Genomic DNA, 16230 nt, shown 5'->3' with positions numbered 1-16230 from the left:
GTAAGGAATATAGCCGTGTCTAAAGAAAAATTTGAACGTACAAAACCGCACGTCAACGTTGGTACTATCGGCCACGTTGACCACGGTAAAACTACCCTGACCGCTGCAATCACTACCGTTCTGGCTAAAACCTACGGTGGTTCTGCTCGTGCATTCGACCAGATCGATAACGCACCAGAAGAAAAAGCTCGTGGTATCACCATCAACACTTCTCACGTTGAATACGACACCCCGACTCGCCACTACGCACACGTAGACTGCCCAGGCCACGCCGACTATGTTAAAAACATGATCACCGGTGCTGCGCAGATGGACGGCGCGATCCTGGTTGTTGCTGCGACTGACGGCCCAATGCCTCAGACCCGTGAACACATCCTGCTGGGTCGTCAGGTAGGCGTTCCTTTCATCATCGTGTTCCTGAACAAATGCGACATGGTTGATGACGAAGAGCTGCTGGAACTGGTAGAAATGGAAGTTCGTGAACTTCTGTCCCAGTACGATTTCCCAGGCGACGATACCCCAATCGTTCGTGGTTCTGCTCTGAAAGCGCTGGAAGGCGAAGCTGAGTGGGAAGAGAAAATCATCGAACTGGCTGGCTACCTGGATTCTTACATCCCAGAACCAGAGCGTGCTATCGACAAGCCGTTCCTGCTGCCAATCGAAGACGTATTCTCCATCTCCGGTCGTGGTACCGTTGTTACCGGTCGTGTAGAGCGCGGTATCATCAAAGTTGGTGAAGAAGTTGAAATCGTTGGTATCAAAGAGACTGCTAAGTCTACCTGTACTGGCGTTGAAATGTTCCGCAAACTGCTGGACGAAGGCCGTGCTGGTGAGAACGTTGGTGTTCTGCTGCGTGGTATCAAGCGTGAAGAAATCGAACGTGGTCAGGTTCTGGCGAAGCCAGGCTCAATCAAGCCACACACCAAGTTCGAATCTGAAGTGTACATCCTGTCCAAAGACGAAGGCGGCCGTCATACTCCGTTCTTCAAAGGCTACCGTCCACAGTTCTACTTCCGTACTACTGACGTGACCGGTACCATCGAACTGCCAGAAGGCGTTGAGATGGTAATGCCAGGCGACAACATCAAAATGGTTGTTACCCTGATCCACCCAATCGCAATGGACGATGGTCTGCGTTTCGCAATCCGCGAAGGCGGCCGTACCGTTGGCGCGGGTGTTGTTGCTAAAGTTCTGGGCTAATTAATTATCCCTGAATTAAAAAGGACGCTTCGGCGTCCTTTTTTGTTTTCAGCGTTTATGGCTGTCACAAATTTTCGTATTTTTTGTTCGCTCCCGCCCCGCATCTTCATGCTTGTGCTATTGTAATCATAATTATTCTCACTTACACTTTGCACATATTTTGAACGGGAGTGGTTATGTACGTTTGTTTATGTAACGGTGTGAGTGATAAAAAAATTCGTCAGGCCGTTCGCCAGTTTCATCCCCAATCTTTTCAGCAGCTGCGTAAGTTTGTTCCGGTTGGAAATCAATGCGGTAAGTGCGTTCGCGCTGCCCGCGAGATTATGCAGGACGAATTGATGCAGATCCCGGAATACAAAGAGATTGCCTGAGGCTCATACTTTTCTTTTGACATCCCTGTAGCCCCATCTACGCTTCAATGAGTGGAAGCGGAGGGACTATAATGAAAGGTGATATCAAAATCATAAGTTATCTCAATAAATTATTGGGAAATGAGCTTGTCGCAATCAACCAATACTTTCTCCATGCGAGAATGTTCAAAAACTGGGGTCTGACTCGCCTCAACGATATTGAATACCATGAGTCCATCGATGAGATGAAGCATGCTGATAAGTACATCGAGCGTATTCTGTTCCTCGAGGGTATCCCCAACCTGCAGGATCTCGGCAAGCTGGGTATCGGCGAAGATGTCGAAGAGATATTGCGTTCGGATCTGACGCTGGAGCTCGAAGGGGCGAAAGATCTACGTGAAGCTATTGCTTATGCAGACAGCGTTCATGACTACGTCAGCCGCGATATGATGATTGAGATTCTGGCCGATGAAGAAGGGCACATCGACTGGCTGGAAACAGAACTAGATCTTATCAGTAAAATTGGGCTGCAAAATTACCTCCAGTCGCAAATTAAAGTGGAAAGCTGACTAGGCTTTGCCCACTCATCATTAAACCCGCTGCCGCCATGAAAGGTCCAAATGGCAGTGGGTTTTTTAATATCTGTTCCCCGGGTTTACACATCGCCAGGATGAGAAGATAAAGTGTAGCCAGCAAAGCTGCTGATAATGCCAGCACAGGAAGTACGCACCATCCATGCCATGCGCCCAGCGCACCCAGATACTTTACGTCACCGTAACCCAGCCCTTCACGCTTACGTAGCAGCCTGTAACCCCAATAAATAATCGCGAATCCTGTGTACCCCGCTATCGCCCCTGCGACGGCGGCAGGCAGCCGCTCGGGTTGAAGACAGAGGTGATAAAGCAGACCAACCCATAGTAGCGGGCAGAGATATCGGTCCGGAAGCAGATGTGAGCGGATATCCTCGCGAACTAACAGTGCTGTTAATCCCAGGTAGGCAAGCAAGAAGGGGAGGGGAGTAAGCATTGGCGTAAACCTCAATAGAATGTTTGCCTCCATATTCCATGCACCCCAAAGGTGAAACAAACGGCAAACTAAAACGCTGCGAGACGCCTTCCTGCCTGTTATCACGACAATGTACGATTGCATCGTATTTACGAGGGGACACGCAAAATTGAGCTCTGCCGTCTATTTTCTAAACTGGGCTTGCGTCCTGCCCAGATTTACGTATAATGCGCGGGCTTGTCGTAATTGACAGCTGGTTCAATCTGAACCCCTGGCAGCAATCTTTTTCAGTTGCCTAACAATGCTCCCAATCGGGGAGCTACGTAAGAACGGTTACACTCTCCCATCAATCGTAATGGGTCTGAGTAGTGATCATTTTCGTTTATAAAATAATTGGAGCTCTGGTCTCATGCAGAACCAAAGAATCCGTATCCGCCTTAAAGCGTTTGATCATCGTCTGATCGATCAATCAACCGCGGAAATCGTCGAGACTGCTAAGCGCACTGGTGCGCAAGTCCGTGGTCCGATCCCGCTGCCGACCCGCAAAGAGCGCTTTACCGTTCTGATCTCCCCGCACGTTAACAAAGACGCGCGTGATCAGTACGAGATCCGCACTCACAAGCGTCTGGTTGACATCGTTGAGCCAACTGAGAAAACCGTTGATGCTCTGATGCGTCTGGATCTGGCTGCCGGTGTAGACGTGCAGATCAGCCTGGGTTAATCAGGTCATCGAGCGATTGAGAGGTTGATACAATGATTGGTTTAGTCGGTAAAAAAGTGGGTATGACCCGCATCTTCACTGAAGATGGCGTTTCTATCCCAGTAACCGTAATCGAAGTTGAAGCAAACCGCGTTACTCAGGTTAAAGATCTGGCTAACGATGGCTACCGCGCTATTCAGGTTACCACTGGTGCTAAAAAAGCTAACCGTGTAACCAAGCCAGAAGCGGGTCACTTCGCTAAAGCTGGCGTAGAAGCTGGCCGTGGTCTGTGGGAATTCCGCCTGGCTGAAGGCGAAGAGTTCACCGTAGGTCAGGACATTAGCGTTGAACTGTTTGCTGAAGTTAAAAAAGTTGACGTAACCGGTACCTCTAAAGGTAAAGGTTTTGCTGGTACCGTTAAGCGCTGGAACTTCCGTACCCAAGACGCTACTCACGGTAACTCCTTGTCTCACCGCGTTCCGGGTTCTATCGGTCAGAACCAGACTCCGGGCAAAGTGTTCAAAGGCAAGAAAATGGCAGGTCAGCTGGGTAACGAACGTGTAACCGTTCAGAGCCTGGACGTAGTACGTGTTGACGCTGAGCGCAACCTGCTGCTGGTTAAAGGTGCGGTCCCGGGTGCAACCGGTAGCGACCTGATCGTTAAACCAGCTGTGAAGGCGTAAGGGGATAGCAATGGAATTAGTATTGAAAGACGCGCAGAGCGCGCTGACTGTTTCCGAAACTACCTTCGGTCGTGATTTCAACGAAGCGCTGGTTCACCAGGTTGTTGTTGCTTATGCAGCTGGTGCTCGTCAGGGTACTCGTGCTCAGAAGACTCGTGCTGAAGTAACTGGTTCCGGCAAAAAGCCGTGGCGCCAGAAAGGTACTGGCCGTGCGCGTTCAGGTTCTATCAAGAGCCCGATCTGGCGTTCCGGTGGCGTGACCTTCGCTGCTCGCCCGCAGGACCACAGTCAAAAAGTTAATAAAAAGATGTACCGCGGCGCGCTGAAAAGCATCCTGTCCGAGCTGGTACGTCAGGATCGTCTGATCGTTGTCGAATCTTTCTCTGTAGAAGCGCCTAAAACTAAGCTGCTGGCACAGAAACTGAAAGACATGGCTCTGGAAGATGTGCTGATCATCACCGGTGAGCTGGACGAGAACCTGTTCCTGGCCGCACGTAACCTGCACAAGGTTGACGTACGCGATGCGACTGGTATCGACCCGGTTAGCCTGATCGCCTTCGACAAAGTCGTAATGACTGCTGATGCTGTTAAGCAAGTTGAGGAGATGCTGGCATGATTCGTGAAGAACGTCTGCTGAAGGTGCTGCGCGCACCGCACGTTTCTGAAAAAGCGTCTACTGCGATGGAAAAAACTAACACCATCGTTCTCAAAGTTGCTAAAGACGCGACCAAAGCAGAAATCAAAGCTGCTGTGCAGAAACTGTTTGAAGTCGAAGTCGAAGTCGTTAACACCCTGGTAGTTAAAGGGAAAGTTAAACGTCACGGACAGCGTATCGGTCGTCGTAGCGACTGGAAAAAAGCTTACGTCACCCTGAAAGAAGGCCAGAATCTGGACTTCGTTGGCGGCGCTGAGTAAGTCGGAGGAGTAATACAATGGCAGTTGTTAAATGTAAACCGACATCTCCGGGTCGTCGCCACGTTGTTAAAGTGGTTAACCCTGAGCTGCACAAGGGCAAGCCTTTTGCTCCGTTGCTGGAAAAGAACAGCAAATCCGGTGGTCGTAACAACAATGGCCGTATCACCACTCGTCACATCGGTGGTGGCCACAAGCAGGCTTATCGTATTGTTGACTTTAAACGCAACAAAGACGGTATCCCAGCAGTTGTTGAGCGTCTTGAGTACGATCCGAACCGTTCCGCGAACATCGCGCTGGTTCTGTACAAAGATGGCGAACGCCGTTACATCCTGGCCCCTAAAGGCCTGAAAGCTGGCGACCAGATTCAGTCTGGCGTTGATGCTGCAATCAAAGCAGGTAACACCCTGCCGATGCGCAATATCCCGGTTGGTTCTACCGTTCATAACGTAGAAATGAAACCAGGTAAAGGCGGTCAGCTGGCACGTTCCGCTGGTACTTACGTTCAGATCGTTGCGCGTGATGGTGCTTATGTCACCCTGCGTCTGCGTTCTGGTGAAATGCGTAAAGTCGAAGCAGACTGCCGCGCTACCCTGGGCGAAGTTGGCAATGCTGAGCATATGCTGCGCGTTCTGGGTAAAGCAGGTGCTGCACGCTGGCGTGGTGTTCGTCCTACCGTTCGCGGTACTGCGATGAACCCAGTCGACCACCCACATGGTGGTGGTGAAGGTCGTAACTTTGGTAAGCACCCGGTAACTCCGTGGGGCGTTCAGACCAAAGGTAAGAAGACCCGCAGCAACAAGCGTACTGATAAATTTATCGTACGTCGCCGTAGCAAATAATATTAGAGGATAAGCCATGCCACGTTCTCTCAAGAAAGGTCCTTTTATTGACCTGCACTTGCTGAAGAAGGTAGAGAAAGCGGTGGAAAGCGGAGACAAGAAGCCCCTGCGCACTTGGTCCCGTCGTTCAACGATCTTTCCTAACATGATCGGTTTGACCATCGCTGTCCATAATGGTCGTCAGCACGTTCCAGTATTCGTTTCCGATGAAATGGTCGGTCACAAACTGGGTGAATTCGCACCGACTCGTACTTATCGCGGCCACGCTGCTGATAAAAAAGCGAAGAAGAAATAAGGTAGGAGGAAGAGATGGAAACTTTAGCTCAACATCGCCATGCTCGTTCTTCTGCTCAGAAGGTTCGCCTTGTTGCTGACCTGATTCGCGGTAAGAAAGTGTCGCAGGCCCTGGATATTCTGACCTACACCAATAAGAAAGCGGCTGTACTGGTCAAGAAAGTTCTGGAATCTGCCATTGCTAACGCTGAACACAACGATGGCGCTGACATTGACGATCTGAAAGTTGCGAAAATTTTCGTAGACGAAGGCCCGAGCATGAAGCGCATTATGCCGCGTGCGAAAGGTCGTGCAGATCGCATCCTGAAGCGCACCAGCCACATTACTGTGGTTGTGTCCGATCGCTGAGACTCTGGAGACTAGCAATGGGTCAGAAAGTACATCCTAATGGTATTCGCCTGGGTATTGTAAAACCATGGAACTCAACCTGGTTTGCGAACACCAAAGAATTCGCTGACAACCTGGACAGCGATTTTAAAGTACGTCAGTACCTGACTAAGGAACTGGCTAAAGCGTCCGTATCTCGTATCGTAATCGAGCGTCCGGCTAAGAGCATCCGTGTAACCATTCACACTGCTCGTCCTGGCATCGTTATCGGTAAGAAAGGCGAAGACGTAGAAAAACTGCGCAAGGTCGTAGCGGATATCGCTGGCGTTCCTGCACAGATCAATATCGCTGAAGTTCGTAAGCCTGAACTGGACGCAAAACTGGTTGCTGACAGCATCACTTCTCAGCTGGAACGTCGTGTTATGTTCCGTCGTGCTATGAAGCGTGCTGTACAGAACGCAATGCGTCTGGGCGCTAAAGGTATCAAAGTTGAAGTTAGCGGCCGTCTGGGCGGCGCGGAAATCGCACGTACCGAATGGTACCGCGAAGGTCGCGTACCGCTGCACACTCTGCGTGCTGACATCGACTACAACACCTCTGAAGCGCACACCACTTACGGTGTAATCGGCGTTAAGGTATGGATCTTCAAAGGTGAGATCCTGGGTGGTATGGCTGCTGTTGAACAACCGGAAAAACCGGCTGCTCAACCTAAAAAGCAGCAGCGTAAAGGCCGTAAATAAGGAGCGTCGCTGATGTTACAACCAAAGCGTACAAAATTCCGTAAAGTGCACAAAGGCCGCAACCGTGGTCTGGCGCAGGGTACGGATGTTAGCTTCGGCACTTTCGGTCTGAAAGCTGTTGGCCGTGGTCGTCTGACTGCACGTCAGATCGAAGCAGCACGTCGTGCTATGACCCGTGCAGTTAAGCGTCAAGGTAAAATTTGGATCCGTGTATTCCCGGACAAACCAATTACCGAGAAGCCGCTGGAAGTTCGTATGGGTAAAGGTAAAGGTAACGTGGAGTACTGGGTTGCCTTGATCCAACCGGGCAAAGTCCTGTATGAAATGGACGGTGTTCCGGAAGAGCTGGCCCGTGAAGCCTTCGGCCTGGCAGCAGCGAAACTGCCTATCAAAACCACCTTTGTAACTAAGACGGTGATGTAATGAAAGCAAATGAGCTGCGTGAAAAAAGCGTAGAAGAGCTGAACGCTGAGCTGCTGAACCTGCTGCGTGAGCAGTTCAACCTGCGTATGCAGGCTGCAAGTGGCCAGCTGCAACAGACTCACCTGCTGAAGCAAGTGCGTCGTGATGTTGCACGCGTTAAGACTTTACTGACTCAGAAGGCGGGTGCGTAATGACCGATAAAATCCGTACTCTGCAAGGTCGTGTTGTTAGCGACAAAATGGAGAAATCCATCGTTGTTGCTATCGAGCGCGTTGTGAAACACCCGATCTACGGTAAATTCATCAAGCGTACGACCAAACTGCACGTACATGACGAGAACAACGAATGTGGTATCGGTGACGTGGTAGAAATCCGCGAATGCCGTCCACTGTCCAAGACTAAGTCCTGGACGCTGGTTCGCGTTGTAGAGAAAGCGGTTCTGTAATAGAGTAGCCTTCTCGATACGAATAAACGGCTCAGCGATGAGCCGTTTATTTTTTCTACCCATATTGCAGAAGCGGTGTTATAATGCCGCGCCCTCGATATGGGGCTTTTTAACGGCTCTGATTTTAGAGTCTCAGGTAGTAGTTGACATTAGCGGAGCACTAAAATGATCCAAGAACAGACTATGCTGAACGTCGCCGACAACTCCGGTGCACGTCGCGTAATGTGTATCAAGGTTCTGGGTGGCTCGCACCGTCGCTACGCAGGCGTAGGCGACATCATCAAGATCACCATCAAAGAAGCAATTCCACGTGGTAAGGTCAAGAAAGGTGATGTGCTGAAAGCGGTAGTGGTGCGCACCAAGAAGGGTGTTCGTCGCCCTGACGGTTCTGTCATTCGCTTCGATGGTAATGCATGCGTTATTTTAAACAATAACAGCGAGCAGCCTATCGGCACGCGTATCTTTGGGCCGGTAACTCGTGAACTTCGTACTGAGAAGTTCATGAAAATTATCTCTCTGGCACCAGAAGTACTCTAAGGAGCGAATCATGGCAGCGAAAATCCGTCGTGATGACGAAGTTATCGTGTTAACCGGTAAAGATAAAGGTAAACGCGGTAAAGTAAAAAATGTCCTGTCTTCCGGCAAGGTCATTGTTGAAGGTATCAACCTGGTTAAGAAACATCAGAAGCCGGTTCCGGCCCTGAACCAGCCAGGTGGCATCGTTGAAAAAGAAGCTGCTATTCAGGTTTCTAACGTTGCAATCTTCAATGCGGCAACCGGCAAGGCTGACCGTGTAGGCTTTAGATTCGAAGACGGCAAAAAAGTCCGTTTCTTCAAGTCTAACAGCGAAACTATCAAGTAATTTGGAGTAGTACGATGGCGAAACTGCATGATTACTACAAAGACGAAGTAGTTAATAAGCTCATGACTGAGTTTAACTACAATTCTGTCATGCAAGTCCCTCGGGTCGAGAAGATCACCCTGAACATGGGTGTTGGTGAAGCGATCGCTGACAAGAAACTGCTGGATAACGCAGCAGCTGACCTGGCAGCTATCTCCGGTCAAAAACCGTTGATCACCAAAGCACGCAAATCTGTTGCAGGCTTCAAAATCCGTCAGGGCTATCCGATCGGCTGTAAAGTAACTCTGCGTGGCGAACGCATGTGGGAGTTCTTTGAGCGCCTGATCACTATTGCTGTACCTCGTATCCGTGACTTCCGTGGCTTGTCCGCTAAGTCTTTCGACGGTCGTGGTAACTACAGCATGGGTGTCCGTGAGCAGATCATCTTCCCAGAAATCGACTACGATAAAGTCGACCGCGTGCGTGGTTTGGATATTACCATTACCACTACTGCGAAATCTGACGAAGAAGGCCGTGCTCTGCTGGCTGCCTTTGACTTCCCGTTCCGCAAGTAAGGTAGGGTTACTGAATGGCTAAGCAATCAATGAAAGCACGCGAAGTAAAGCGCGTAGCTTTAGCTGATAAATTCTTCGCTAAACGCGCTGAACTGAAAGCGATCATTTCTGATGTGAACGCTTCCGACGAAGATCGTTGGAATGCAGTTCTCAAGCTGCAGACTCTGCCGCGTGATTCCAGCCCGTCTCGTCAGCGTAACCGCTGCCGTCAAACTGGTCGTCCGCACGCTTTCCTGCGGAAGTTCGGGTTGAGCCGTATCAAGGTCCGTGAAGCCGCAATGCGCGGTGAAATCCCGGGTCTGAAAAAGGCTAGCTGGTAATTGTCACCAATTGAATCACGGGAGTAAAGACAGATGAGCATGCAAGATCCGATCGCGGATATGCTGACCCGTATCCGTAACGGTCAGGCCGCGAACAAAGCTGCGGTCACCATGCCTTCCTCCAAGCTGAAAGTGGCAATCGCCAACGTGCTGAAGGAAGAAGGTTTTATCGAAGATTTTAAAGTTGAAGGCGACACCAAGCCTGAACTGGAACTTACTCTTAAGTATTTCCAGGGCAAGGCTGTTGTAGAAAGCATTCAGCGTGTCAGCCGCCCAGGTCTGCGCATCTACAAACGTAAAGATGAGCTGCCAAAAGTTATGGCCGGCATGGGTATCGCAGTTGTTTCTACCTCTAAAGGTGTTATGACTGATCGTGCAGCGCGCCAGGCTGGTCTTGGTGGCGAAATTATCTGCTACGTAGCCTAATCGGAGGAAAAAATGTCTCGTGTTGCTAAAGCACCGGTCGTTGTTCCTGCCGGCGTTGATGTAAAAATCAACGGTCAGGTTATTACGATCAAAGGTAAAAACGGCGAGCTGACTCGTACTCTCAACGATGCTGTTGAAGTTACTCATGCAGATAACGCTCTGACTTTCGGCCCACGTACTGGTTACGTTGATGGCTGGGCTCAGGCTGGTACCGCGCGTGCCCTGCTGAACTCAATGGTTATCGGTGTTACCGAAGGCTTCACTAAGAAGCTGCAGCTGGTTGGTGTAGGTTATCGTGCAGCGATCAAAGGGAACGCAGTAAGCCTGGCTCTGGGCTTCTCTCACCCTGTTGAACACGCGCTGCCAGCAGGTATTACTGCAGAATGCCCGTCTCAGACTGAAATCGTGCTGAAAGGCGCTGATAAACAGCTGATCGGTCAGGTTGCAGCAGATCTGCGCGCCTACCGTCGTCCTGAGCCTTACAAAGGCAAGGGTGTTCGTTACGCCGACGAAGTCGTGCGTACCAAAGAGGCTAAGAAGAAGTAAGGTAACACTATGGATAAGAAATCTGCTCGTATCCGTCGTGCGACCCGCGCACGCCGCAAGCTCAAAGAGCTGGGTGCAACTCGCCTGGTGGTACATCGTACCCCGCGTCACATTTACGCACAGGTAATTGCACCGAACGGTTCTGAAGTTCTGGTAGCTGCTTCTACTGTAGAAAAAGCTATCTCTGAACAATTGAAGTACACCGGTAACAAAGACGCCGCTGCAGCTGTAGGTAAAGCTGTTGCTGAACGCGCTCTGGAAAAAGGCATCAAAGATGTTTCCTTTGACCGTTCCGGGTTCCAATATCATGGTCGTGTCCAGGCACTGGCAGATGCTGCCCGTGAAGCTGGCCTTCAGTTCTAAGGTAGAGGTGTAAGATGGCTCACATCGAAAAACAAGCTGGCGAACTGCAGGAAAAGCTGATCGCGGTTAACCGCGTATCTAAAACCGTTAAAGGTGGTCGTATTTTCTCCTTCACAGCTCTGACTGTAGTTGGCGATGGTAACGGTCGCGTTGGTTTTGGTTACGGTAAAGCGCGTGAAGTTCCAGCAGCGATCCAGAAAGCGATGGAAAAAGCCCGTCGCAATATGATTAACGTCGCGCTGAACCACGGCACCCTGCAGCACCCAGTTAAGGGTACTCACACGGGTTCTCGTGTCTTCATGCAGCCGGCTTCCGAAGGTACCGGTATCATCGCCGGTGGTGCAATGCGCGCCGTTCTGGAAGTCGCTGGGGTTCATAACGTTCTGGCTAAAGCATACGGTTCCACCAACCCGATCAACGTGGTTCGTGCAACTATTGATGGCCTGGAAAATATGAAATCTCCAGAAATGGTCGCTGCCAAGCGTGGTAAATCCGTTGAAGAAATTCTGGGGTAATTGACCATGGCAAAGACTATTAAAATTACACAAACCCGCAGTGCAATCGGACGTCTGCCGAAACACAAGGCAACGCTGCTTGGCCTGGGTCTGCGTCGTATTGGTCATACCGTTGAGCGCGAGGATACTCCTGCTGTACGTGGTATGGTCAACGCGGTTTACTTCATGGTTAAAGTTGAGGAGTAAGAGATGCGTTTAAATACTCTGTCTCCGGCCGAAGGCTCTAAAAAGGCGGGTAAACGCCTGGGTCGTGGTATCGGTTCTGGCCTCGGCAAAACCGGTGGTCGTGGTCACAAAGGTCAGAACTCTCGTTCTGGCGGTGGCGTACGTCGCGGTTTCGAGGGTGGCCAGATGCCACTGTACCGTCGTCTGCCGAAGTTCGGCTTCACCTCTCGCAAATCAGCGATCACAGCCGAAGTTCGTCTGTCTGACCTGGCGAAAGTTGAAGGCGGCGTTGTAGACCTGAACACGCTGAAAGCAGCAAACATTATCGGTATTCAGATCGAGTTCGCGAAAGTGATCCTGTCTGGTGAAGTTTCTACCCCGGTAACTGTTCGTGGCCTGCGTGTTACTAAAGGTGCTCGTGCTGCTATCGAAGCTGCTGGCGGTAAAATTGAGGAATAAGTAGCAGATGGCTAAACAACCGGGATTAGATTTTCAAAGTGCCAAAGGTGGGCTTGGCGAACTGAAACGCAGACTTTTGTTTGTGATCGGTGCGCTGATTGTTTTCCGTATTGGCTCTTTTATTCCGATCCCTGGTATTGATGCCGCTGTACTTGCCAAACTGCTTGAGCAACAGCGTGGCACCATCATTGAAATGTTTAACATGTTCTCTGGTGGTGCTCTCAGCCGTGCTTCTATCTTTGCTCTGGGTATCATGCCGTACATTTCGGCATCGATTATTATCCAGCTGCTGACGGTCGTTCATCCGGCCCTGGCAGAACTGAAGAAAGAAGGGGAGTCTGGTCGTCGTAAGATCAGCCAGTACACCCGCTACGGTACTCTGGTGCTGGCAATATTCCAGTCGATCGGTATTGCTACTGGTCTACCGAATATGCCTGGTATGCAGGGCCTGGTTATTAACCCAGGCTTTGCATTCTATTTCACCGCTGTTGTAAGTCTGGTTTCAGGAACAATGTTCCTGATGTGGCTCGGCGAACAAATTACTGAACGGGGTATCGGTAACGGTATTTCGATCATTATTTTCGCCGGTATTGTCGCGGGACTCCCGCCAGCCATTGCCCATACTATCGAGCAAGCGCGTCAAGGCGACCTGCACTTCCTCCTGTTGCTGTTGGTTGCAGTATTAGTATTTGCAGTGACGTTCTTTGTTATTTTCGTTGAACGTGGTCAACGCCGCATTGTGGTAAACTACGCGAAACGTCAGCAAGGTCGTCGTGTCTATGCTGCACAGAGCACACATTTACCGCTGAAAGTGAATATGGCAGGGGTAATCCCGGCAATCTTCGCTTCCAGTATTATTCTGTTCCCGGCGACCATCGCGTCATGGTTCGGGGGCGGGACTGGTTGGAACTGGCTGACAACAATTTCGCTGTATTTGCAGCCTGGGCAACCGCTTTATGTGTTACTCTATGCGTCTGCGATCATCTTCTTCTGTTTCTTCTACACGGCGTTGGTCTTCAACCCGCGTGAAACAGCAGATAACCTGAAGAAGTCCGGTGCATTTGTACCAGGAATTCGTCCGGGAGAGCAAACGGCGAAGTATATCGATAAAGTAATGACCCGCCTGACTCTGGTTGGTGCGCTTTATATTACCTTTATCTGCCTGATCCCGGAGTTCATGCGTGATGCAATGAAAGTACCGTTCTACTTCGGTGGAACCTCACTGCTTATCGTTGTTGTCGTGATTATGGACTTTATGGCTCAAGTGCAAACTCTAATGATGTCAAGTCAGTACGAGTCTGCATTGAAGAAGGCGAACCTGAAAGGCTACGGCCGCTAATAGGTCGCCCGAGAAGTTACGGAGAGTAAAAATGAAAGTTCGTGCTTCCGTCAAGAAATTATGCCGTAACTGCAAAATCGTTAAGCGTGATGGTGTCATCCGTGTGATTTGCAGTGCCGAGCCGAAGCATAAACAGCGCCAAGGCTGATTATTTCGCATATTTTTCTTGCAAAGTTGGGTTGAGCTGGCTAGATTAGCCAGCCAATCTTTTGTATGTCTGTACGTTTCCATTTGAGTATCCTGAAAACGGGCTTTTCAGCATGGTGCGTACATATTAAATAGTAGGAGTGCATAGTGGCCCGTATAGCAGGCATTAACATTCCTGATCAGAAACATGCTGTGATCGCATTAACTTCGATCTATGGCGTCGGCAAGACCCGTTCTAAAGCCATTCTGGCTGCAGCGGGTATCGCTGAAGATGTTAAGATCAGTGAGCTGTCTGAAGAACAAATCGACACGCTGCGTGACGAAGTTGCCAAATTTGTCGTTGAAGGTGATCTGCGCCGTGAAGTTAGCATGAGCATCAAGCGCCTGATGGATCTTGGTTGCTATCGCGGTTTGCGTCATCGTCGTGGTCTGCCAGTGCGCGGTCAGCGTACTAAGACCAACGCACGTACCCGTAAGGGTCCGCGCAAACCGATCAAGAAATAATCGGGGTGATTGAATAATGGCAAAGGCACCAGTTCGTGCACGTAAGCGTGTAAGAAAACAAGTCTCTGACGGCGTGGCTCATATCCATGCTTCTTTCAACAACACCATCGTTACTATTACTGATCGTCAGGGTAACGCGCTGGGTTGGGCAACAGCCGGTGGTTCCGGTTTCCGTGGTTCTCGCAAATCCACTCCGTTCGCAGCTCAGGTTGCGGCAGAGCGTTGCGCTGAAGCCGTAAAAGAATACGGCATCAAGAATCTGGAAGTTATGGTAAAAGGTCCGGGTCCGGGTCGCGAATCTACCGTTCGTGCTCTGAACGCCGCTGGTTTCCGCATCACTAATATTACTGATGTGACTCCGATCCCTCATAACGGTTGTCGTCCGCCGAAAAAACGTCGCGTATAACGCGTTCGTTTTCCAGGTTTGTTGGAGATAGAAAATGGCAAGATATTTGGGTCCTAAGCTCAAGCTGAGCCGTCGTGAGGGCACCGACTTATTCCTTAAGTCTGGCGTTCGCGCGATCGATACCAAGTGTAAAATTGAACAAGCTCCTGGCCAGCACGGTGCGCGTAAACCGCGTCTGTCTGACTATGGTGTGCAGTTGCGTGAAAAGCAAAAAGTTCGCCGTATGTACGGTGTGCTGGAGCGTCAGTTCCGTAACTACTATAAAGAAGCAGCACGTCTGAAAGGCAACACCGGTGAAAACCTGTTGGCTCTGCTGGAAGGTCGTCTGGACAACGTTGTATACCGTATGGGCTTTGGCGCCACTCGTGCTGAAGCACGTCAGATGGTTAGCCATAAAGCAATCATGGTAAACGGTCGTGTTGTTAACATCGCTTCTTATCAGGTTAAAGCGAATGACGTTGTTAGCATTCGTGAGAAAGCGAAAAAGCAATCTCGCGTGAAAGCCGCTCTGGAGCTGGCTGAGCAGCGTGAAAAGCCAACCTGGCTGGAAGTTGATGCTGGCAAGATGGAAGGTACGTTCAAGCGTCAGCCAGAACGTTCTGATCTGTCTGCGGACATTAACGAACACCTGATCGTCGAGCTTTACTCCAAGTAAAGCTTAGTACCAAAGAGAGGACACAATGCAGGGTTCTGTGACAGAGTTTCTAAAACCGCGCCTGGTAGATATCGAGCAAGTGAGTTCGACGCACGCCAAGGTGACCCTTGAGCCTTTAGAGCGTGGCTTTGGCCATACTCTGGGTAACGCACTGCGCCGTATTCTGCTCTCATCGATGCCGGGTTGCGCGGTGACCGAGGTTGAGATTGATGGTGTACTTCATGAGTACAGCACCAAAGAAGGCGTTCAGGAAGATATCCTTGAAATCCTGCTCAACCTGAAAGGGCTGGCGGTGAGAGTTCAGGGTAAAGATGAAGTTATTCTTACTCTGAATAAATCTGGCATTGGCCCTGTGACTGCAGCCGACATCACCCACGACGGTGATGTTGAAATCGTCAAGCCGCAGCACGTGATCTGCCACCTGACCGATGAGAACGCAGCGATTAGCATGCGTATCAAAGTTCAGCGCGGTCGTGGTTATGTGCCGGCTTCTGCCCGAATTCATTCGGAAGAAGATGAGCGCCCAATCGGCCGTCTGCTGGTCGACGCATGCTACAGCCCTGTAGAGCGTATTGCCTACAATGTTGAAGCAGCGCGTGTAGAACAGCGTACCGACCTGGACAAGCTGGTCATCGAAATGGAAACCAACGGCACAATCGATCCTGAAGAGGCGATTCGTCGTGCGGCAACCATCCTGGCAGAACAACTGGAAGCTTTCGTTGACTTACGTGATGTACGTCAGCCGGAAGTGAAAGAAGAGAAACCAGAATTCGATCCGATCCTGCTGCGCCCTGTTGACGATCTGGAATTGACTGTCCGCTCTGCTAACTGCCTCAAGGCAGAAGCTATCCACTATATCGGTGATCTGGTACAGCGTACCGAGGTTGAGTTGCTGAAAACGCCGAACCTGGGTAAAAAATCTCTTACTGAGATTAAAGACGTGCTGGCTTCACGTGGTCTGTCTCTGGGCATGCGCCTGGAAAACTGGCCACCAGCAAGCATTGCTGACGAGTAACCGGATCACAGGTTAAGGTTTTACTGAGAAGGA

Annotated in this window: 31 protein-coding genes; 30 read left to right on the top strand and 1 reads right to left on the bottom strand. The window is 50.4% G+C overall.

The window, feature by feature from the left end; genetic code table 11:
• Positions 1–15: 15 nt before the first annotated feature.
• From tuf to bfr, 3 genes are all read left to right on the top strand, one after another.
• A complete protein-coding gene (gene tuf / locus GNG26_RS20150) occupies positions 16–1200 on the top strand; it encodes an elongation factor Tu (protein WP_114316183.1) in 1185 nt (394 codons plus the stop codon).
• Positions 1201–1376: 176 nt separating this feature from the next.
• Positions 1377–1571 carry a bacterioferritin-associated ferredoxin gene (gene bfd / locus GNG26_RS20145; protein WP_059180778.1) on the top strand — a complete coding sequence of 65 codons (195 nt, stop codon included), beginning with the start codon at positions 1377–1379 and terminating at the stop codon, positions 1569–1571.
• Positions 1572–1642: 71 nt separating this feature from the next.
• Positions 1643–2119 (top strand): bacterioferritin, encoded by a 477-nt coding sequence (bfr, locus tag GNG26_RS20140; RefSeq protein WP_103177268.1) that lies wholly within the window; start codon positions 1643–1645, stop codon positions 2117–2119.
• On the opposite strand, the gene GNG26_RS20135 is transcribed toward bfr, so the two are convergent.
• Complete coding sequence (locus GNG26_RS20135; RefSeq protein WP_156240214.1) at positions 2103–2576, bottom strand: A24 family peptidase; 474 nt, start codon at positions 2574–2576, stop codon at positions 2103–2105. The genes bfr and GNG26_RS20135 overlap by 17 nt on opposite strands.
• 388 nt (positions 2577–2964) lie before the next feature.
• On the opposite strand from GNG26_RS20135, the gene rpsJ reads away from it, so the two are divergent.
• The 27 genes from rpsJ to rpoA all read left to right on the top strand — a co-directional run bounded on the left by rpsJ (position 2965) and on the right by rpoA (position 16197).
• On the top strand, positions 2965–3276 hold the full coding sequence (rpsJ, locus tag GNG26_RS20130; protein WP_001181005.1) for a 30S ribosomal protein S10: 312 nt from the start codon (positions 2965–2967) through the stop codon (positions 3274–3276).
• A 32-nt stretch (positions 3277–3308) separates the two neighbouring features.
• Positions 3309–3938, top strand: coding sequence for a 50S ribosomal protein L3 (gene rplC / locus GNG26_RS20125; protein WP_006817279.1), 630 nt, complete (start codon positions 3309–3311; stop codon positions 3936–3938).
• A 10-nt stretch (positions 3939–3948) separates the two neighbouring features.
• A complete protein-coding gene (gene rplD, locus GNG26_RS20120) occupies positions 3949–4554 on the top strand; it encodes a 50S ribosomal protein L4 (protein WP_003031119.1) in 606 nt (201 codons plus the stop codon).
• A complete protein-coding gene (gene rplW, locus GNG26_RS20115; RefSeq protein WP_000617546.1) occupies positions 4551–4853 on the top strand; it encodes a 50S ribosomal protein L23 in 303 nt (100 codons plus the stop codon). The genes rplD and rplW overlap by 4 nt, the downstream gene beginning before the upstream one ends.
• Positions 4854–4870: 17 nt before the next feature.
• Positions 4871–5692: a 50S ribosomal protein L2 gene (rplB, locus tag GNG26_RS20110; protein WP_000301859.1), complete on the top strand. Its 822-nt coding sequence runs from the start codon at positions 4871–4873 to the stop codon at positions 5690–5692.
• A 16-nt stretch (positions 5693–5708) separates the two neighbouring features.
• The gene (gene rpsS, locus GNG26_RS20105; RefSeq protein WP_001138115.1) at positions 5709–5987 is read left to right on the top strand and encodes a 30S ribosomal protein S19; all 279 of its coding nucleotides are present in this window, start codon (positions 5709–5711) and stop codon (positions 5985–5987) included.
• Positions 5988–6001: 14 nt separating this feature from the next.
• A complete protein-coding gene (rplV, locus tag GNG26_RS20100) occupies positions 6002–6334 on the top strand; it encodes a 50S ribosomal protein L22 (protein WP_002919773.1) in 333 nt (110 codons plus the stop codon).
• 17 nt (positions 6335–6351) lie between these two features.
• Complete coding sequence (gene rpsC / locus GNG26_RS20095; protein ID WP_000529945.1) at positions 6352–7053, top strand: 30S ribosomal protein S3; 702 nt, start codon at positions 6352–6354, stop codon at positions 7051–7053.
• A gap of 12 nt (positions 7054–7065) precedes the next feature.
• Positions 7066–7476 (top strand): 50S ribosomal protein L16, encoded by a 411-nt coding sequence (gene rplP, locus GNG26_RS20090; RefSeq protein WP_002919759.1) that lies wholly within the window; start codon positions 7066–7068, stop codon positions 7474–7476.
• Positions 7476–7667 (top strand): 50S ribosomal protein L29, encoded by a 192-nt coding sequence (gene rpmC, locus GNG26_RS20085; RefSeq protein ID WP_032614707.1) that lies wholly within the window; start codon positions 7476–7478, stop codon positions 7665–7667. Before rplP ends, rpmC begins: the two co-directional genes overlap by 1 nt.
• Positions 7667–7921 carry a 30S ribosomal protein S17 gene (gene rpsQ, locus GNG26_RS20080; RefSeq protein WP_008457160.1) on the top strand — a complete coding sequence of 85 codons (255 nt, stop codon included), beginning with the start codon at positions 7667–7669 and terminating at the stop codon, positions 7919–7921. The genes rpmC and rpsQ overlap by 1 nt, the downstream gene beginning before the upstream one ends.
• Positions 7922–8086: 165 nt before the next feature.
• Positions 8087–8458 carry a 50S ribosomal protein L14 gene (gene rplN, locus GNG26_RS20075; protein WP_002919748.1) on the top strand — a complete coding sequence of 124 codons (372 nt, stop codon included), beginning with the start codon at positions 8087–8089 and terminating at the stop codon, positions 8456–8458.
• 10 nt (positions 8459–8468) lie between these two features.
• Entirely contained in the window at positions 8469–8783 is a 315-nt protein-coding gene (gene rplX / locus GNG26_RS20070) for a 50S ribosomal protein L24 (RefSeq protein ID WP_000729185.1), read from the top strand.
• A 14-nt stretch (positions 8784–8797) separates the two neighbouring features.
• Positions 8798–9337 carry a 50S ribosomal protein L5 gene (gene rplE, locus GNG26_RS20065; RefSeq protein WP_007702494.1) on the top strand — a complete coding sequence of 180 codons (540 nt, stop codon included), beginning with the start codon at positions 8798–8800 and terminating at the stop codon, positions 9335–9337.
• A 14-nt stretch (positions 9338–9351) separates the two neighbouring features.
• Positions 9352–9657: a 30S ribosomal protein S14 gene (gene rpsN / locus GNG26_RS20060; RefSeq protein WP_042396030.1), complete on the top strand. Its 306-nt coding sequence runs from the start codon at positions 9352–9354 to the stop codon at positions 9655–9657.
• Between the two features lie 33 nt (positions 9658–9690).
• Positions 9691–10083 (top strand): 30S ribosomal protein S8, encoded by a 393-nt coding sequence (gene rpsH, locus GNG26_RS20055; RefSeq protein ID WP_003031127.1) that lies wholly within the window; start codon positions 9691–9693, stop codon positions 10081–10083.
• Positions 10084–10095: 12 nt separating this feature from the next.
• A complete protein-coding gene (rplF, locus tag GNG26_RS20050) occupies positions 10096–10629 on the top strand; it encodes a 50S ribosomal protein L6 (protein ID WP_103177266.1) in 534 nt (177 codons plus the stop codon).
• 9 nt (positions 10630–10638) lie between these two features.
• Positions 10639–10992, top strand: coding sequence for a 50S ribosomal protein L18 (gene rplR, locus GNG26_RS20045; RefSeq protein WP_039076817.1), 354 nt, complete (start codon positions 10639–10641; stop codon positions 10990–10992).
• 14 nt (positions 10993–11006) lie between these two features.
• Complete coding sequence (gene rpsE, locus GNG26_RS20040; RefSeq protein ID WP_007369821.1) at positions 11007–11507, top strand: 30S ribosomal protein S5; 501 nt, start codon at positions 11007–11009, stop codon at positions 11505–11507.
• A gap of 6 nt (positions 11508–11513) precedes the next feature.
• Entirely contained in the window at positions 11514–11693 is a 180-nt protein-coding gene (gene rpmD / locus GNG26_RS20035; protein WP_003863301.1) for a 50S ribosomal protein L30, read from the top strand.
• 3 nt (positions 11694–11696) lie between these two features.
• A complete protein-coding gene (gene rplO, locus GNG26_RS20030; RefSeq protein ID WP_039032065.1) occupies positions 11697–12131 on the top strand; it encodes a 50S ribosomal protein L15 in 435 nt (144 codons plus the stop codon).
• A gap of 7 nt (positions 12132–12138) precedes the next feature.
• Entirely contained in the window at positions 12139–13470 is a 1332-nt protein-coding gene (secY, locus tag GNG26_RS20025) for a preprotein translocase subunit SecY (protein ID WP_103177265.1), read from the top strand.
• A gap of 31 nt (positions 13471–13501) precedes the next feature.
• A complete protein-coding gene (gene rpmJ / locus GNG26_RS20020) occupies positions 13502–13618 on the top strand; it encodes a 50S ribosomal protein L36 (protein ID WP_000868187.1) in 117 nt (38 codons plus the stop codon).
• A 146-nt stretch (positions 13619–13764) separates the two neighbouring features.
• Entirely contained in the window at positions 13765–14121 is a 357-nt protein-coding gene (gene rpsM, locus GNG26_RS20015; protein ID WP_003031135.1) for a 30S ribosomal protein S13, read from the top strand.
• 16 nt (positions 14122–14137) lie between these two features.
• Complete coding sequence (gene rpsK / locus GNG26_RS20010; protein ID WP_003863312.1) at positions 14138–14527, top strand: 30S ribosomal protein S11; 390 nt, start codon at positions 14138–14140, stop codon at positions 14525–14527.
• A 34-nt stretch (positions 14528–14561) separates the two neighbouring features.
• A complete protein-coding gene (gene rpsD / locus GNG26_RS20005; protein WP_032614687.1) occupies positions 14562–15182 on the top strand; it encodes a 30S ribosomal protein S4 in 621 nt (206 codons plus the stop codon).
• 25 nt (positions 15183–15207) lie between these two features.
• Positions 15208–16197 carry a DNA-directed RNA polymerase subunit alpha gene (rpoA, locus tag GNG26_RS20000; RefSeq protein ID WP_002919219.1) on the top strand — a complete coding sequence of 330 codons (990 nt, stop codon included), beginning with the start codon at positions 15208–15210 and terminating at the stop codon, positions 16195–16197.
• Positions 16198–16230: the final 33 nt, after the last annotated feature.

This window comes from Leclercia sp. J807 (genome assembly GCF_009734465.1).
Classification (GTDB): domain Bacteria; phylum Pseudomonadota; class Gammaproteobacteria; order Enterobacterales; family Enterobacteriaceae; genus Enterobacter.
Note: the sequence above shows the minus strand (reverse complement) of the source record. Positions and strands in the feature narration are given on the sequence as shown.

Excerpts from the sequence above, each read along its gene's own strand:
- rpsN (WP_042396030.1), top strand. The coding sequence starts at position 9,352 with ATGGCTAAGCAATCAATGAAAGCACGCGAAGTAAAGCGCGTAGCTTTA.
- rplC (WP_006817279.1), top strand. The coding sequence starts at position 3,309 with ATGATTGGTTTAGTCGGTAAAAAAGTGGGTATGACCCGCATCTTCACT.
- rpmD (WP_003863301.1), top strand. The coding sequence starts at position 11,514 with ATGGCAAAGACTATTAAAATTACACAAACCCGCAGTGCAATCGGACGT.
- rpsE (WP_007369821.1), top strand. The coding sequence starts at position 11,007 with ATGGCTCACATCGAAAAACAAGCTGGCGAACTGCAGGAAAAGCTGATC.
- rpsK (WP_003863312.1), top strand. The coding sequence starts at position 14,138 with ATGGCAAAGGCACCAGTTCGTGCACGTAAGCGTGTAAGAAAACAAGTC.
- bfr (WP_103177268.1), top strand. The coding sequence starts at position 1,643 with ATGAAAGGTGATATCAAAATCATAAGTTATCTCAATAAATTATTGGGA.
- rplD (WP_003031119.1), top strand. The coding sequence starts at position 3,949 with ATGGAATTAGTATTGAAAGACGCGCAGAGCGCGCTGACTGTTTCCGAA.
- rpsD (WP_032614687.1), top strand. The coding sequence starts at position 14,562 with ATGGCAAGATATTTGGGTCCTAAGCTCAAGCTGAGCCGTCGTGAGGGC.
- rplO (WP_039032065.1), top strand. The coding sequence starts at position 11,697 with ATGCGTTTAAATACTCTGTCTCCGGCCGAAGGCTCTAAAAAGGCGGGT.
- rplB (WP_000301859.1), top strand. The coding sequence starts at position 4,871 with ATGGCAGTTGTTAAATGTAAACCGACATCTCCGGGTCGTCGCCACGTT.
- rpmC (WP_032614707.1), top strand. The coding sequence starts at position 7,476 with ATGAAAGCAAATGAGCTGCGTGAAAAAAGCGTAGAAGAGCTGAACGCT.
- rpoA (WP_002919219.1), top strand. The coding sequence starts at position 15,208 with ATGCAGGGTTCTGTGACAGAGTTTCTAAAACCGCGCCTGGTAGATATC.
- rplP (WP_002919759.1), top strand. The coding sequence starts at position 7,066 with ATGTTACAACCAAAGCGTACAAAATTCCGTAAAGTGCACAAAGGCCGC.
- bfd (WP_059180778.1), top strand. The coding sequence starts at position 1,377 with ATGTACGTTTGTTTATGTAACGGTGTGAGTGATAAAAAAATTCGTCAG.
- rpsC (WP_000529945.1), top strand. The coding sequence starts at position 6,352 with ATGGGTCAGAAAGTACATCCTAATGGTATTCGCCTGGGTATTGTAAAA.
- rplV (WP_002919773.1), top strand. The coding sequence starts at position 6,002 with ATGGAAACTTTAGCTCAACATCGCCATGCTCGTTCTTCTGCTCAGAAG.
- rpsH (WP_003031127.1), top strand. The coding sequence starts at position 9,691 with ATGAGCATGCAAGATCCGATCGCGGATATGCTGACCCGTATCCGTAAC.
- secY (WP_103177265.1), top strand. The coding sequence starts at position 12,139 with ATGGCTAAACAACCGGGATTAGATTTTCAAAGTGCCAAAGGTGGGCTT.
- rpsS (WP_001138115.1), top strand. The coding sequence starts at position 5,709 with ATGCCACGTTCTCTCAAGAAAGGTCCTTTTATTGACCTGCACTTGCTG.
- rplW (WP_000617546.1), top strand. The coding sequence starts at position 4,551 with ATGATTCGTGAAGAACGTCTGCTGAAGGTGCTGCGCGCACCGCACGTT.
- rplX (WP_000729185.1), top strand. The coding sequence starts at position 8,469 with ATGGCAGCGAAAATCCGTCGTGATGACGAAGTTATCGTGTTAACCGGT.
- rplN (WP_002919748.1), top strand. The coding sequence starts at position 8,087 with ATGATCCAAGAACAGACTATGCTGAACGTCGCCGACAACTCCGGTGCA.
- rplR (WP_039076817.1), top strand. The coding sequence starts at position 10,639 with ATGGATAAGAAATCTGCTCGTATCCGTCGTGCGACCCGCGCACGCCGC.
- rplE (WP_007702494.1), top strand. The coding sequence starts at position 8,798 with ATGGCGAAACTGCATGATTACTACAAAGACGAAGTAGTTAATAAGCTC.
- GNG26_RS20135 (WP_156240214.1), bottom strand. The coding sequence starts at position 2,576 with ATGCTTACTCCCCTCCCCTTCTTGCTTGCCTACCTGGGATTAACAGCA.
- rpmJ (WP_000868187.1), top strand. The coding sequence starts at position 13,502 with ATGAAAGTTCGTGCTTCCGTCAAGAAATTATGCCGTAACTGCAAAATC.
- rpsJ (WP_001181005.1), top strand. The coding sequence starts at position 2,965 with ATGCAGAACCAAAGAATCCGTATCCGCCTTAAAGCGTTTGATCATCGT.
- rpsQ (WP_008457160.1), top strand. The coding sequence starts at position 7,667 with ATGACCGATAAAATCCGTACTCTGCAAGGTCGTGTTGTTAGCGACAAA.
- rplF (WP_103177266.1), top strand. The coding sequence starts at position 10,096 with ATGTCTCGTGTTGCTAAAGCACCGGTCGTTGTTCCTGCCGGCGTTGAT.